A 14217-nucleotide genomic window follows, 5' to 3' on the forward strand; every position below is an offset into this window, starting at 1 on the left:
GGTCGCTGCGCGGACAACATGCGCTCCGGCCCAGGGTCGCGACCCGCCTCCCCACAAGACGGCGGCAGACCGAAAAAAAGACCGCTGCCGGGGCAGCGGTCTCTTTCGGCTCAGTGCAGCGTCTCGCTTCTGAACAGGACAGCGGCAGCCTGACAAAAATCAGCCGGGGTTGCCGCGTTCGGCGGGCAGGCGCAGCGGCACGAAACGCTGGCCCTGGCCGTTCTCGATCAGCATCAGCGCGCTGGGGCGGTTCTGCCGGCGCAGCCGGGAGAGCTGCTCCTGCACCTCCTGCGGGGTGGAGACGCGGGTCTGCTGCACCTCGACGATCAGGTCGCCGGCGCTGATGCCACGCTCGGCGGCGCTGCTGTTCGGCGCCACCTCGGTCACCACCACGCCGCGGGCGTCGTCGCGCAGGCTGAAGCGCTCCTTCGTCTCGGGCGAGATCGGCGCGACCTTCAGGCCGAGGCCGGAAAGCTCCACCGTGGCACCCGGGCGGGCCTGCTGCGGCGCGCTGCCGGCGGCGGCCTGCTGCTGGTCGACCGGCAGCTCCGCCACCGTCACCTCCAGCTGCTGCTCGCGGCCACCGCGCCAGACGGTGACGGGCACCTTGGCGCCCACCTGGGTCTCGGCCACGATGCGCGGCAGGTTGCGCATCTCGCGCACATCCTGGTTGTTGAACTTCAGGATGACGTCGCCGTTCTGGATGCCGCCCTTGGCGGCCGGGCCATCCTCCTGGGCGCGGGCGACCAGGGCGCCGCGGGCGCCGCCCTGCAGGCCGAGGCTCTCGGCGATCTCCTCGGTCACCTGCTGGATGTTCACGCCGAGCCAGCCGCGCCGCACCCGGCCCCCGTCGCGCAGCTGCGCCACGATGTTCTTGGCCAGGTTGGAGGGGATGGCGAAGCCGATGCCGATCGAGCCGCCGGAGGGCGAGACGATGGCGGTGTTGATGCCGATCACCTCGCCGCGGACATTGAACAGCGGGCCGCCGGAATTGCCGCGGTTGATGGCCGCATCCGTCTGGATGAAGTCGTCATAGGGGCCGGCATTGATGTTGCGGCCGCGCGCCGAGACGATGCCCGAGGTGACCGAGCCGCCGAAGCCGAGCGGATTGCCGATGGCCAGCACCCAGTCGCCGACCTCGGCCGAATCGGAATCGCCGAAGGGCACGACCGGCAGCGGCTTGTCGGTGTGCACCCGCAGCACGGCCAGGTCCGTGCGGCTGTCGGTGCCGATCAGCTCCGCCTTCAGCGTCGTGTTGTCCTGCAGCACGACATTGATCTCGTCGGCGCCGTCGATGACGTGGTTGTTCGTCACGATGATGCCGGAGGCGTCGATGATGAAGCCGGAGCCCTGGCTCTGCGCCCGGCGCGGCGGCTGGCCCGGGCGGGCGCCGCCGCCGGGCGGCCGGTTGCGCTCGAAGAAGTCGCGGAACAGCTCCTCGAAGGGGCTGCCCGGCGGGGCCTGCGGCATTTCCGGCGCGTCGGGGCGGTTGCCCCGCGCCTGCAGCGTCTGGCTGGTCTGGATATTGACCACCGAGGGCAGCAGGCGGCGCGCCAGCGGCGCGAAGCTCTCCGGCGTGGCATGCACCGAACCCTGGGCGGCACCCGGGGCGGGCGCGGCCGGAGCGGGCTGCGCCGCCGGCTGGGCCAGGGCGGTGAACGGCATGGAGAGGGGCGCCGCGGCAACCGTGGCACTCAGCAATAGGGTGGCGAGACGCATCGGGCAAACCTCGCTGGAGACGGCGGGAACCATGGGCCGGTCGGCCTGGTGCCCTCGGACATAGGGCGAGCCAGACGGGACCGGAAGAGCAGGAAGCCGCGAGCATAAGCGAAAAGCTGTTACAAAAAGCCTCGCCATCTTGCCGATGGCGAGGATTTCACCGCCTCCGGTATCGCGGGGGCGGTTCAGCCGGCCAGCCAGCTGGCCACCGCCACCCCGGCCACGGCCGCCGCCAGCCCGGTCCAGCGCAGCCGGTCCGGCGGCAGGGTGGCGAGCCGTGTCACCGCCCGTTGCATGGCGCCGGGGAAGGCCGCGTAGAGCAGCCCCTCCAGCGCCATGGCCACCGCCAGCCCGGCCAGCAGCTGGGTCAGCGTCACCCGGGCCGGGCCCCGTTACGGGGCGACCGGCGCCGGCTGGGCCGGCGTCTGCTGGATGGGCGCCTGCGGGGCGGGGGCGGCCGCGCCGCCCGGCGCCGCCGGCACCTCCGGCACGGGCGCCACGCCCGGCACGCGCTGCCCCGGCTGGCTCTGCCGGAAGTAGCGGAAGAACTCGGAATCCGGCGTCAGCACCAGCCGCGTCTCGCCCTCGGAGAAGGTCTCCCGATAGGCCTGCATGGCGCGGTAGAAGCCGTAGAATTCCGGGTCGCGCTGGAAGGCGTCGGCGAACAGGCGGATCGCCTCCTCCTCGCCCCGGCCGCGCAGCGTGTTGGCCTGCGCCTCGCTCTCCGCCAGGATGACGGTGCGCTCGCGCTCGGCGCCGGCGCGGATGCGCGCCGCCACCTCGGCACCCTCGGCGCGCGCCTCGCGCGCCACGCGCTCGCGCTCCGACTGCATGCGCTGCAGGATGGCCTGGGTGTTCTCCTCCGGCAGGTCGGCGCGGCGGATGCGCACATCCTCCACGGCGACGCCGAAGCGCAGCGCCTCCTCATTCACCTGGCGGCGGATCTCGCCCATGATCCGCGCGCGGTCGGCCGAGAGCACGGTCAGCAGCGGCTCATTCGCCAGCACGCGGCGCATCGCCGAGACGACGATGGAGGAAAGCCGCCCGCGGATCCCCGCCTCCAGCGCGCCCGCCGTCTGGAAGAACAGCAGCGGGTCGGTGATGCGGTAGCGCGTGAAGCTGTCGACGATCAGCCGGCGCTGGTCGCCGAGGATGACCTCCTCGCCCGGCGCGTCGAAATCGAGCAGCCGGCGGTCGAAGCCGATCACCGTCTGCACGAAGGGCACCTTGAAGTGCAGCCCGGGCTCGGTGATGACGCGACGCGGCTCGCCGAACTGCGTCACCAGCACCTGCTCGGTCTGGTTGACGATGAAGGGCGAGGAGAAGGCGGCGGCCAGCGCGATCAGCGCGACGCCGCCCAGGATGACGCGCTTCATCGGGCACCTCCCTGCGGGGCGCGGGGCGCGGGTGTGGCCCCGAGCGCGGCCGGCGGCACCGGCGGCGTGGCGCCGCCATTGCCGGGCTGGCGCGGCGCGGCGCCGGAGGCGCTGCCATCGAGCGGCAGATAGGGCACCACGCCCTGCAGCCGGTCGTCGATCACCAGCTTCGGGTTGCGGCGCAGGATCTCCTCCATCGTCTCCATGTAGATCCGGCGCACCGTCACGTCCTTGGCCGTCTGGTAGGCGGTCAGCACGCTGACGAAGCGCGCCGCCTCACCGCGGGCGCGGGCGACGGTGCTTTCGCGGAAGCCCTCGGCCTCCTGGATCATGCGCTGGCCCTCGCCGCGGGCCTGCGGGATGATCTCGTTGCGGAAGGCCTCGGCCTGGTTGCGCATGCGCTCGCGGTCGGCATTGGCGCGCTGCACGTCGCGGAAGGTGTCGATCACCTCGGTCGGCGGGTCGACCTTCAGCAGCTGCACCTGGGTCAGCTCGATGCCCGAGCCATACTGGTCCAGGATGAACTGCACGCCGGTGCGCACCCGCGTCTCGATATCGGCGCGCGCCTCGGTCAGCGCCGGCTGGATCGGCGTCTGGCCGACCACCTCGCGCATCACGCTCTCGGCCGCCGACTTCACCGTCTGGTCCGGGTTGCGGGTGTTGAACAGATACTCGCCGGCATCGCGGATGCGCCAGAACACCGCGAAGTCGATATCGATGATGTTCTCGTCGCCGGTCAGCATCAGGCTCTCCTCCAGCACGTCGCGGGCGGAGACGGGCCGGGTCAGCGGCGTGTCATTCGCCGCGCGGAAGCCGATATCGATGCGGTTGATGCGGGTCACGCGCGGCGTGGTCACGCTCTCCACCGGCCAGGGCAGCCGGTAGTTCAGGCCCGGCTGGGTGGTGCGGTTGAAGGCGCCGAAGCGCATCACCACGCCCTGCTCGTCCGGCTGCACGCGGTAGAAGCCGCTGGCGCCCCAGACCACCAGCAGCGCCGCGGCGCCGATCGCCAGCCATTTGCCGCTGCCGCCACCGCCACCGAAGGGCAGGTAGCGCCGCAGCGCCGCCTGCGCCTGGCGGATCACCTCGTCCAGGTCCGGATTGCCGCCCGGGCCGCGCCCGCCACCGCCGCCCTGGGGCGGCTGCCCCCAAGGTCCGCCGGGGCGCGGGTTGCCCCATGGGCTGCCTCCTGGGCCGGATCCGCCGCTCGTATTCCAGGGCATGTGTGCCTGTCGCTCCCTCTGCTCGCTCGTGCTCCCGGCCGCGGACGCTTGCACACGGGGCGTGCATGGGCGACAGGGCCGGACCATATGTCGCCCTGTCCGGGCCGGGCCGCAATGCATGCGCATCACGTACCGGCGAGGGCGCGGCCGATATTGTCCGGGTTGAGGGGGTTTTCAAGCGATGTCAGACACTCTGGCGGCCGCCGTGCGCACGGCCCTGGCCCAGCTGCGGGACCCGCAGACGGGGCAGGACCTGGTCTCCTCCGGCATGCTGCAGGGGCTGTCGGCGCGGGACGGGCTGGTGCAGTTCGCCCTCTCCGTCCCGCGCGAGCGCGCCCGCAGCCTGGAGCCGCTGCGCGCCGAGGCCGAGCGCGCCGCCGCCGCGGTGCCCGGCGTGCTGTCCGCCACCTGCGTGCTGACGGCGCATCGCGACGTGCCGGGCGGCGCTGGCGGCGGGCCTGCGCCCAGCGGAGATTCGCATGGGCATGACCATGCCCATCACGGCCATGCGCATGGCCCGGCCGCCGGCCCCGCGCCCGGCATGGCGCGCGCCAGCCGCCCCGCCCCCGGCCAGGGCCCGATGCTGCTGCCCGAGGTCGGCGCCATCATCGCGGTGGCCTCCGGCAAAGGCGGCGTCGGCAAATCCACCACGGCGGTGAACCTGGCGGTGGCGCTGGCCGCCGACGGGCTGCAGGTCGGGCTGCTGGATGCCGACATCTACGGCCCCTCCCTGCCGCAGATGCTGGGCACGCGCGACAAGCCGCGCGCCACGGGCGGCCGCATCATCCCGCTCTCCCGCTGGGGGCTGAAGGCGATGTCGATCGGCTTCCTGGTCGAGGAGGAGACGCCGATGATCTGGCGCGGGCCCATGGTGATGGGCGCGCTGGAGCAGATGCTGGGCCAGGTGGAGTGGGGGAAGCTCGACGTGCTGGTGGTCGACATGCCGCCCGGCACCGGCGACGCCCAGCTGACCATGAGCCAGCGCGTGCCGCTGGCGGGTGCCGTCATCGTCTCCACCCCGCAGGATGTGGCGCTGATCGATGCGCGCCGCGGCATCCGCATGTTCGAGAAGGTGAACGTCCCCGTTCTCGGGCTGATCGAGAACATGTCCTTCTACTGCTGCCCGAATTGCGGCCACACCGCGAACATCTTCGGCCATGGCGGCGCCCGCGCCGAGGCCGGGCGCATGGGCGTGGAGTTCCTGGGCGAGCTGCCGCTGAAGCTCGAGATCCGCGAGCTGGCCGATGCCGGCACGCCGATCGTCATGGCCCGCCCCGACAGCCATGAGGCCGGCGCCTATCGCGCCATCGCCGCACGGCTGCGGCAAAAGCTGGCCGACCGCGCCCCGGCCGGGCCGCGCATCACCATCGAATAATCCCGGCGGCCGGGCAGGAAAAACCCGGCCCCGCGCCTGCGGGGCCGGGCGGCCAGGACAGCGGGATCAGTGCGGCAGGCGCGGCGCCGGCGGCGCGGCGCTGTCCTGCGCCTGGCGGTTGCGGCCCATCCGGTAGCCCAGCCACAGCACCGCCACCAGCAGCAGCGCCAGCGCCGCGTCATGCAGCAGGAAGGTGAAGATCGCCCAGACCAGGCCGAGAATGGCCCAGACCAGCCACAGGCCGAGGGACAGCGCCGCCACCATCATCATCAGCGGGAAGCCCAGGATCAGCACCAGGAAGAAGAACAGCATCCAGCCCATCATCACCCCCGAGATCGCGCGCCGCTCAGGCGCGTCCGCCACCGCCGCCACGCCCCTTGCGCGGCGGCTGGGCTGCCGGGCGCGGCGCCGTGGCGCGGCCGAGGGCGAAGCCGCCCACCCCCACCAGCAGCAGCAGCGCGCCCAGATCGCCCACGAAGGCCACGGCCAGCGGGATCCCGATCAGCAGCACCGCCACACAGATGAGGACGGCAAGCCAGCGGCGCCAGGGAAAATCGCGCAATCCCGCGCGCCAGGCATAGCGGCGCCGGGGCGCCGCGCCGCGCGCCGGCTTCACCGCGCGGCGCGGTGCGGCGGGGCCGGGTCCGGGGCGCGGCGGGGCGGCCATGGCGGCCTCAGGCGGGGCGGCCGAGCTGCTCCATCAGCTCGCGCCATTCCCGCTTCGACAGGCCGCTGCCCTCCTGCGTCACCGCCTCGCCGGCCAGCAGCCGCTTCACCACGCCGAGCATCTGCGCCGAGAGGCTGACGGCGCCCAGGCGATAGTCGCGGAAGGCCTCGGCCACCGCCGGCACCCAGGCCTCCAGCACGCCCATCATCGCCTCGGCATAGACGCGGATCTCGTACTGGGCGTGCGGATCGGCGCGCAGCCGCAGGAAATGCAGCAGATTGTGCAGATCGGTCTTCCAGTACCACTGGGTGTAGGCGTTCAGCGTCAGGTTCATCCGCGCCAGCTCGCGCGCCAGCCCCTGCCGGCCCGGGTCGATGGTGTTGCCGGCCTCGTCCAGGTTCATCATCGCCTGGTAGTGGTCGTAATTGCGCGTGGCGTCCTGGCGCAGCAGCTCCAGCACCTCGGCCGCCTCGGCGCCTTCCAGCAGCACCTCGCCGCGGCCCTGCCGGTTGACGGCGGATTGCGCCGCCAGCTGCTGCGGCGCCGGCAGGTAGAATTCCCGGTCCATGATGGAATAGCGCGCGGAATACTCGTTCACATTCGCCGTGCGGTGGCGGATCCACTGGCGCGCCACGAAGATCGGCAGCTTCACATGGAACTTGATCTCGCACATCTCGAAGGGGGTCGAGTGCCAGTGCCGCATCAGGTAGCGGATCAGCCCGCGATCCTCATTCGCCGCGCGCGTGCCGCGGCCATAGGACACCCGCGCCGCCTGCACCACCGCCGCATCATCGCCCATATAGTCGATGACGCGGACGAAGCCGTGGTCGAGCACCGGCAGCGGCTCGAACAGCATCGCCTCCAGCGCCGGCACGGTGGGGCGGCGCGTCTCCGCCCGCGCCGCCTGCGCTTCCGAAAGTTCCTGACGCTGCGCGGCGGTGAGTTCCATGCGTTCAAATCCCAGGCGTGCCCGGCGCCGCGCCGGCCCGGCGGGCGCGGCCCGGTGCGGGCGAGTCGATGCGTCGGCGGGCGCCGCTTCGGCACCCCCGTGGCGCACGGGTCTAGCCCGGCGGCGAGGCCCCGACCAGCGCGTTTGCGGGGGAGCTGAACCCCGGCAGAACTCACTCAAACGTGATTACAAACCGTCCATCTTCTTGCCCTGGATCAGGGCCGGCAGGCCGCCCGGACCCCATCCTCTTCCGCGAATCGGAAGGGAGAATCCCGCCATGGTCACCACCAGCATCTTCCCCGGCCGCTACGTCCAGGGCGCCGGCGCCCTCGATCTGCTGGGCGAGGAAGCCGCCCGCCTTGGCCGCAAGCCCCTCGCCCTGGTCGACCGGTCGGTCGCCGGCCTGGTCACCGGCGCGCTGCACGCCAAGGATGGCGCTCCCTTCGACCGGGAGGAATTCGGCGGCGAATGCTCCGAGCCGGAAATCGCCCGGCTGCAGGCCATCGCGAAGCAGCGCGGCAGCGACCTGGTCATCGGCATCGGCGGCGGCAAGGCGCTCGACACCGCCAAGGCCCTGGCCCACGCCCTGGGCGCGCCGGTCATCATCCTGCCGACCCTGGCCTCGACCGACGCGCCCTGCAGCGCCCTCTCGGTCATCTACACGCCGGAAGGCGCCTTCCACCGCTACCTCTTCCTGCCGCAGAACCCGCAAGTGGTGCTGGTGGACAGCGCGCTGATCGCCCGCGCCCCCGCCCGCTTCCTGGTGGCCGGCATGGGCGACGCGCTCTCCACCTGGTTCGAGGCGGAGGATTGCCGCATCAAGGGCGCCGGCAACATGACCGGACGGCCCGGCGGCGCCGCCGCCCATGCGCTGGCCCGGCTCTGCTACGACACGCTGCTGGACTATGGCGAACAGGCGCTGCGCGCCTGCGAGCGCCAGGTCGTCACCCCGGCGCTGGAGCGCATCATCGAGGCCAACACCCTGCTCTCCGGCCTCGGCTTCGAAAGCGGCGGCCTCTCGGCGGCGCATGCCATCCACAACGGGCTGACCAAGCTGCACGGCACCCACAGCTACTGGCACGGGGAGAAGGTGGCGATCGGCACCCAGGCCCTGGCCATCCTGGGCAACCGGCCGCCCTCGCTGATCGACGAGGTCTATGATTTCTGCAGCCGCGTCGGCCTGCCCACCACCCTGGCCGGGATCGGCCTGGGCGAGGCAGAGGACGCCGAATTGCTGCAGGCCGCCGAGGCCGCCTGCGCGCCCGGCGAGACCATCCACAACGCGCCCTACCCGGTCTCGCCCCAATCCGTGCTGGCGGCGCTGCGGGCGGGGGATGCGATCGGGCAAGGGTTCTGACAACGGGGGACGCTCCGCCTCCCGCCCGACCGGGCCTCTTTCCTGGGGGAGGCTCCGCCTCCCCCAGACCCCCGCCGCCGGGGGGACAGGGTCCCCCCGGACCCCGCCATCAATCCGCAAAATTCCGCCCGCCCACCCTCGATTTCCGCGGCAGGGCGGCCTATATCGGGGATGCCGTCTTCGGACGACTATGGCGATAAACGGTGTGTAGAATAAGCGTTGCGGACCCGGGGGCAGTGCCCGGCGTCTCCACCAATCCTCCCTCCCGGGATCGTCGGGTGGGCTGTGGGGACGACACAGGCTCGACGCGCGCAGTAAAGGCACATCCTTTGCCCGGCATTGTACCGCCGTTATCGGGCTAAATCACAAGTGCCAACGATAACAGCCGCGAGGCTGTGGCGCTCGCTGCCTAATAGGTAAGCGCGGTCCGGGGGGAACCGGGCAACAGAATCCCCCCACTTGCCCCTTTTCCGCATCCGCTGGCCTGCATATTTGTCCCCTGCCCCTTTCCGCCCATGGGGAGCATCCGGTAAGGGGGCTGCACTCTGCTGGGCGTCTGCCGGGGTATGCTGCATGACGGATGAGACCAGGCAGGCCGAAAGCCTGCTTCCCTATGACCGCTGGACCGAGGACGCGATGCGCGAGGTCGCGCTGCGCGCGCTCGAGCATGTGGGCGAGCACGGCCTGCCCGGCGAGCATCATTTCTACCTGACCTTCCGCACCGACCGCCCGGGCGTCGCCATCCCGAGCCACCTCAAGGCCCGCTACCCGGAGGAGATGACCATCGTCCTCCAGCACCAGTTCTGGGACCTGAAGGTGGACCGGCAGAAGGGCCTGGTCAGCGCCGGCCTGTCCTTCGGCGGCGTGCCGGCGACGCTGGTCATCCCGATCGCCGCCATCACCGCCTTCTGGGACCCGCATGTGCGCGTCGGGCTGCGCTTCCCCTCGGCCGAGCAGGCCGCGGATGGCGCCGCCGAACCCGCCGCCCCCGCCGAGCCGCCGCCGATGGCCGAACAGGCCGACGCCGCCCCCGCCCCGGCCGAACCCGAGGGCCCGGCGCAGATCGTCAGCCTCGACGCCTTCCGCCGCCGCCCGGCGCGCGACTGAGAGACAACCGGCGCGCGCGGCCCGGCCGCGTGCCCCCTCCCCGCCCCACCACCCCCGCGCGCTTGCGCCGGCCGCATGGCACCCTGGCCTGCGGCCCCTGGTTGGTTTGGCCGCGCGGCTGCGCTACCACTGCCGCAACAGGACGCCGCCCGGAAGGCGGCGCCCGAATCTGCGCAGCCGGGCCCGCGGATCTGCCGCCCTGGGCCGGCCTGCAATTCTGCCGGAGCGTTCCATGTCCCCTGCCGACTCCGTTCCCGATTCCGCCGCCGGCGCCGCCCCGCTGGCCGATACCCCGATCGCCGACACCGATGCCGGCATGCCCGTCTCGCAGCGGCCGGAGAGCTTCCGCTACAGCCCGATGCTGCCGCTCGGCGCCGACCAGACGCCCTATCGCAAGCTCGACATCGGCGGCGTGAAGGTGATCGAGGTCGAGGGCCGCAAGGTGCTGAAGGTCGCGCCCCACACGCTGGAGCAGCTGGCCTTCACCGCCTGCAAGGAGGTCAGCCACTTCCTCCGCCCCGGCCATCTGCAGCAGCTCTCGAACATCCTGAAGGACCCCGAGGCCAGCGCGAATGACCGCTTCGTGGCGCTCGACCTGCTGAAGAACGCCTCGATCGCCGCCGGCGGCGTGCTGCCCATGTGCCAGGACACCGGCACCGCCATCGTCTTCGGCAAGAAGGGCCAGCGCGTCTGGGTCGAGGGCGATGAGGAGGAGGCGCTCTCCTACGGCGTCCACCGCACCTACACCGAGACCAATCTGCGCTACTCGCAGATGGCGCCGCTCTCGATGTTCGAGGAGGTGAACACCGGCAACAACCTGCCCGTCCAGTTCGACATCTATGCCTCGCCCGGCGAGTACAAGGCCGACGAGTTCCACATGATGTTCGTCCTCAAGGGCGGCGGCTCGGCCAACAAGACCTTCCTGTTCCAGCAGACCCGCGCCGTGCTGAACAAGGACAAGCTGCTGAAGTTCCTGGAAGAGAAGATCAAGACGCTGGGCACCTCGGCCTGCCCGCCCTACCATCTGGCGATCGTCATCGGCGGCACCTCGGCCGAGACGACGCTGAAGACCGTCAAGCTCGCCTCCACCCGCTATCTCGACGAGCTGCCGGCCACCGGCGACAAATCCGGCCACGGCCTGCGCGACCGCGAGCTGGAGGCCGAGGTCCACAAGCTGACGCAGAATCTTGGCATCGGCGCGCAGTTCGGCGGCAAGTATTTCTGCCATGACGTGCGGGTCATCCGCCTGCCGCGGCATGGCGCGTCGCTGCCGATCGGCATCGGCGTCTCCTGCTCGGCCGACCGCCAGATCAAGGCCAAGATCACGCCGGAGGGCGTGTTCCTGGAGGCGCTGGAGCACGACCCGGCCCGCTTCCTGCCCGAGACCACGGATGAGATCCTGGGCGGCGAGGTGGTCAAGCTCGACCTCAACCGCCCGATGGCCGAGATCCGCGCCGAGCTGTCGAAGCACCCGGTGAAGACCCGCGTCTCGCTGACCGGCACCATCGTGGTCGCCCGCGACATCGCCCATGCCAAGCTGCAGGAGCGCCTCGACCGCGGCGAGGGCCTGCCGCAATACCTGAAGGACCACCCGGTCTATTACGCCGGCCCGGCCAAGACGCCGGAGGGCATGCCGACCGGCTCCTTCGGCCCCACCACCGCCGGGCGCATGGACAGCTATGTGGCCGCCTTCCAGGCCGCCGGCGGCTCCCTGGTGATGCTGGCCAAGGGCAACCGCTCCAAGGCGGTGACCAATGCCTGCAAGCAGTATGGCGGCTTCTACCTCGGCTCGGTCGGCGGGCCGGCGGCGCGCCTGGCCCAGGACTGCATCCGCAAGGTCGAGGTGCTGGAATATCCCGAGCTCGGCATGGAGGCGGTCTGGCGCATCGAGGTCGAGGATTTCCCCGCCTTCATCGTCGTCGACGACAAGGGCAACGACTTCTATGACGGGCTGGAGTGAGCCGGCATGGATCGTCGCCTGATTTCCTCGGGCAGCCGCTTCGAGGAGGAGATCGGCTATTCCCGCGCCGTGGTGGCGGGCGACATGGTCTATGTCGCCGGCACCACCGGCTATGACTACGCGACCATGACCATCGCCGAGGGGGTCGCCGAGCAGTGCGAGCAGACCTTCCGCAACATCCAGGCGGCGCTGGAGCAGGCCGGCGCCAGCATGGATGATGTGGTGCGGGCCACCTTCATCGTGCCGCGGCGCGAGGATTGGGAGCCCTGCTGGCCGGTCACCCGGAAGTGGTTCGCCCGCGCCCGCCCGGCCTCCACCCTGATCCATGCCGGGCTGCAGACGGATGCGATGCGCATCGAGATCGAGGTGACGGCGCGGCTGCGCGCCGCGCCGCAGGACCCCGTGCGGGGCGAAGGGGGACAGTAGGATATGCGTTTCGCGGTCGATCGCCTGGACCACCTGGTCATCACCTGCCGGGATGTCGAGATCAGCGCCTCCTGGTACCAGCGCGTCCTCGGCATGGACCGCGAGGCCTTCGGCGAGCAGCGCCGCACCGCGCTGAAATTCGGCGGGCAGAAGATCAACCTCCGCCCGCAGACGGCGACGCAGGAGGAATGGTTCACCGGCCCGGCGGCGGCGCCGGGCGGGCAGGATCTGTGCTTTGTCGTCGCCGTCACGGCGCAGGACGTCATCGCCCATCTGCATGAATGCGGCGTGACGGTGGAGCTGGGGCCGGTGCCGAAGGCCGGGGCGCTCGGCCCCATCACCTCGGTCTATTGCCGCGACCCCGATGAGAACCTGATCGAGATCGCGACCTACGGCCCCCGGGCCTGAAGCGCGGGCCTGGCGGGGGCCATGATCACGAACACGATCTTACCCCGCCTTCGCCATAATCTGGCGCGGATCAGCGCTATATTGGGGTGATCCAAGCCCAGGAGGGCGCCATGACGAAGATGTTCCGTTCGTTGATCCTGGCCGGTGCCGCGGCGTCGGCGCTGGTCGTCGCCACCCCTTCGGCCGAGGCGCATGACTATTACCGCCGCGGCCCCGGCTCGGGCGCGGTGGCCGCCGGCATCATTGGCGGCCTGGCGGTCGGCGCCCTGGCCGGCGCCGCCCTGGCCTCCCCGCCGCCGCCCGCCTATTACGCGCCGCCGCCGCGCGTGGTCTATGCGCCGCCGCCGGCCTATTACGCCCCGCCGCCGCCGCCGCCCGTGGCCTATTACGCCCCGCCGCCGGTCGCCTATTACGCGCCGCCCCCGGCTTATTACCCGCCGCCGCGCCGGCACTACTACTACGGCTGGTAAGCCGGCCTGAACGGCCCCGGATCTCGGACGGACCCGTGCCCCTGGCGCGGGTCCGTCTTTCGTTGGGCGGAACCTGTTACCGGTGATCCGGTCTTCCCAATTGAGAGAAATTCTCAGGCAGGAGCACCGCCATGGCCGCAGCCCCCGACACCGACCACCGCATCGAGACCGACAGCCTCGGCACCATCGAGATCGAGGCGGGACGCTACTGGGGCCCGCAGACCGAGCGCGCCCGCCGCCTGTTCCGCATCGGCACGGAGCGTTTCCCGCGCATCCTGATCCGCGCCGTCGGCCTGCAGAAGCAGGCGGCGGCCGAGGCCAACCAGGCGCTGGGCGAGCTGCCGGCGGAGCTGGCCGAACCCATCGCCCGCGCCGCCGCCGAGGTGGCGGAAGGCCTGCGCGACGCCGATTTCCCGCTGCCCGTCTGGCAGACCGGCAGCGGCACCCAGACCAACATGAACGCCAACGAGGTCATCTCGAACCGCGCCAATGAGCTGCTGGGCCAGCCGCTTGGCACCCGCAAGCCGGTGCATCCGAACGACCACGTCAATCGCGGCCAGTCTTCCAACGACAGCTTCCCCACCATGATGCACATCGCCGCCGCCGAGGCGGTGACGCAGCGGCTGGTCCCGGCGCTCGGCGTGCTGCGCGGCGCGCTGGAGCGGCGGGCGGCGCAATGGGGCGACATCGTCAAGGTCGGCCGCACCCATCTGATGGATGCGGTGCCGGTGACCCTGGGCCAGGAATTCGCCGCCTGGGCGGCGCAGGTGGCGCATGGCCAGGACCGGCTGCGCGGCGCCCTGCCCCGGGCTGCTGCTGCTGCCGCAGGGCGGCACCGCGGTCGGCACCGGCCTCAACCGCCACCGCGATTTCGACACCGCCTTCTGCGAGCGCATCCGGGCGCTGACCGGGCTCGACTTCCAGCCCAACCCGAACAAGTTCGAGGGCATGGGGGCGGAGGATGCCTTTGTCGAGCTGGCCGGCGTGCTGAACACGCTCGCCGTGTCGCTGACCAAGATCGGCAACGACATCCGCCTGCTGGGCAGCGGCCCGCGCAGCGGTTTTTCCGAGCTGTTCATCCCGGCCGACGGGCTGTCCTCCTCGATCATGCCGGGCAAGACCAACCCGACCCAGTCGGAGGCGCTGACCATGGTGGCGGCGCAGGTCATGGGCAACCACA

The 14217-nt window shown here is 71.4% G+C and carries 14 protein-coding genes, 1 other RNA gene and 1 pseudogene; 9 read left to right on the top strand and 7 right to left on the bottom strand.

Annotated features, from left to right (window positions below; genetic code table 11):
• Positions 1-159 precede the first annotated feature (159 nt).
• The 4 genes from QE401_RS12060 to hflK all read right to left on the bottom strand — a co-directional run bounded on the left by QE401_RS12060 (position 160) and on the right by hflK (position 4180).
• Positions 160-1719, bottom strand: a complete 1560-nt coding sequence (locus tag QE401_RS12060) for a DegQ family serine endoprotease (protein ID WP_307138443.1) — start codon at positions 1717-1719, stop codon at positions 160-162.
• Positions 1720-1904: 185 nt separating this feature from the next.
• Positions 1905-2096 carry a DUF2065 family protein gene (locus QE401_RS12065; protein ID WP_307138444.1) on the bottom strand — a complete coding sequence of 64 codons (192 nt, stop codon included), beginning with the start codon at positions 2094-2096 and terminating at the stop codon, positions 1905-1907.
• 15 nt (positions 2097-2111) lie between these two features.
• The gene (gene hflC / locus QE401_RS12070; protein WP_307138445.1) at positions 2112-3095 is read right to left on the bottom strand and encodes a protease modulator HflC; all 984 of its coding nucleotides are present in this window, start codon (positions 3093-3095) and stop codon (positions 2112-2114) included.
• Positions 3092-4180 (bottom strand): FtsH protease activity modulator HflK, encoded by a 1089-nt coding sequence (hflK, locus tag QE401_RS12075; protein ID WP_307138446.1) that lies wholly within the window; start codon positions 4178-4180, stop codon positions 3092-3094. The genes hflC and hflK overlap by 4 nt, the downstream gene beginning before the upstream one ends.
• 319 nt (positions 4181-4499) lie before the next feature.
• Between hflK and QE401_RS12080 the strand changes: the two genes are divergently transcribed.
• Entirely contained in the window at positions 4500-5693 is a 1194-nt protein-coding gene (locus QE401_RS12080; protein WP_307138447.1) for an Mrp/NBP35 family ATP-binding protein, read from the top strand.
• Between the two features lie 66 nt (positions 5694-5759).
• Here the strand turns inward: QE401_RS12080 and QE401_RS12085 are convergent, their stop codons facing one another.
• The 3 genes from QE401_RS12085 to thyX are packed head-to-tail and all read right to left on the bottom strand — an operon-like array spanning position 5760 to position 7309.
• Positions 5760-6056: a hypothetical protein gene (locus QE401_RS12085; protein WP_307138448.1), complete on the bottom strand. Its 297-nt coding sequence runs from the start codon at positions 6054-6056 to the stop codon at positions 5760-5762.
• The gene (locus tag QE401_RS12090) at positions 6040-6360 is read right to left on the bottom strand and encodes a hypothetical protein (RefSeq protein ID WP_307138449.1); all 321 of its coding nucleotides are present in this window, start codon (positions 6358-6360) and stop codon (positions 6040-6042) included. Before QE401_RS12090 ends, QE401_RS12085 begins: the two co-directional genes overlap by 17 nt.
• Positions 6361-6367: 7 nt before the next feature.
• A complete protein-coding gene (gene thyX / locus QE401_RS12095) occupies positions 6368-7309 on the bottom strand; it encodes an FAD-dependent thymidylate synthase (RefSeq protein WP_307138450.1) in 942 nt (313 codons plus the stop codon).
• Between the two features lie 277 nt (positions 7310-7586).
• Between thyX and QE401_RS12100 the strand changes: the two genes are divergently transcribed.
• From QE401_RS12100 to QE401_RS12135, 8 genes and pseudogenes are all read left to right on the top strand, one after another.
• Positions 7587-8666, top strand: a complete 1080-nt coding sequence (locus QE401_RS12100) for a glycerol dehydrogenase (RefSeq protein WP_307138451.1) — start codon at positions 7587-7589, stop codon at positions 8664-8666.
• Positions 8667-8800: 134 nt separating this feature from the next.
• Positions 8801-9126, top strand: a transfer-messenger RNA (tmRNA) gene (ssrA, locus tag QE401_RS12105).
• A 113-nt stretch (positions 9127-9239) separates the two neighbouring features.
• Positions 9240-9773, top strand: a complete 534-nt coding sequence (locus tag QE401_RS12110) for an SspB family protein (protein ID WP_307138452.1) — start codon at positions 9240-9242, stop codon at positions 9771-9773.
• A gap of 316 nt (positions 9774-10089) precedes the next feature.
• On the top strand, positions 10090-11733 hold the full coding sequence (locus QE401_RS12115) for a fumarate hydratase (protein ID WP_307140234.1): 1644 nt from the start codon (positions 10090-10092) through the stop codon (positions 11731-11733).
• Positions 11734-11739: 6 nt separating this feature from the next.
• Positions 11740-12159, top strand: coding sequence for a RidA family protein (locus tag QE401_RS12120; protein ID WP_307138453.1), 420 nt, complete (start codon positions 11740-11742; stop codon positions 12157-12159).
• Between the two features lie 3 nt (positions 12160-12162).
• The gene (locus tag QE401_RS12125) at positions 12163-12567 is read left to right on the top strand and encodes a VOC family protein (protein WP_307138454.1); all 405 of its coding nucleotides are present in this window, start codon (positions 12163-12165) and stop codon (positions 12565-12567) included.
• Between the two features lie 110 nt (positions 12568-12677).
• Positions 12678-13037: a hypothetical protein gene (locus tag QE401_RS12130; RefSeq protein WP_307138455.1), complete on the top strand. Its 360-nt coding sequence runs from the start codon at positions 12678-12680 to the stop codon at positions 13035-13037.
• A 131-nt stretch (positions 13038-13168) separates the two neighbouring features.
• Positions 13169-14150, top strand: a pseudogene (locus tag QE401_RS12135) (lyase family protein); the annotation flags it as partial.
• Between the last annotated feature and the right edge of the window lie 67 nt (positions 14151-14217).

The sequence above is a fragment of the Pseudoroseomonas cervicalis genome (assembly GCF_030818485.1).
Lineage (GTDB): Bacteria > Pseudomonadota > Alphaproteobacteria > Acetobacterales > Acetobacteraceae > Pseudoroseomonas > Pseudoroseomonas cervicalis_A.

Bases quoted from the DNA above. Each gene is read 5' to 3' on its own strand.
- QE401_RS12130 (WP_307138455.1), top strand. From the start codon at position 12,678: ATGACGAAGATGTTCCGTTCGTTGATCCTGGCCGGTGCCGCGGCGTCG.
- QE401_RS12080 (WP_307138447.1), top strand. From the start codon at position 4,500: ATGTCAGACACTCTGGCGGCCGCCGTGCGCACGGCCCTGGCCCAGCTG.
- QE401_RS12110 (WP_307138452.1), top strand. From the start codon at position 9,240: ATGACGGATGAGACCAGGCAGGCCGAAAGCCTGCTTCCCTATGACCGC.
- QE401_RS12060 (WP_307138443.1), bottom strand. From the start codon at position 1,719: ATGCGTCTCGCCACCCTATTGCTGAGTGCCACGGTTGCCGCGGCGCCC.
- hflC (WP_307138445.1), bottom strand. From the start codon at position 3,095: ATGAAGCGCGTCATCCTGGGCGGCGTCGCGCTGATCGCGCTGGCCGCC.
- QE401_RS12115 (WP_307140234.1), top strand. From the start codon at position 10,090: ATGCCCGTCTCGCAGCGGCCGGAGAGCTTCCGCTACAGCCCGATGCTG.
- QE401_RS12100 (WP_307138451.1), top strand. From the start codon at position 7,587: ATGGTCACCACCAGCATCTTCCCCGGCCGCTACGTCCAGGGCGCCGGC.
- QE401_RS12125 (WP_307138454.1), top strand. From the start codon at position 12,163: ATGCGTTTCGCGGTCGATCGCCTGGACCACCTGGTCATCACCTGCCGG.
- QE401_RS12090 (WP_307138449.1), bottom strand. From the start codon at position 6,360: ATGGCCGCCCCGCCGCGCCCCGGACCCGGCCCCGCCGCACCGCGCCGC.
- QE401_RS12120 (WP_307138453.1), top strand. From the start codon at position 11,740: ATGGATCGTCGCCTGATTTCCTCGGGCAGCCGCTTCGAGGAGGAGATC.
- thyX (WP_307138450.1), bottom strand. From the start codon at position 7,309: ATGGAACTCACCGCCGCGCAGCGTCAGGAACTTTCGGAAGCGCAGGCG.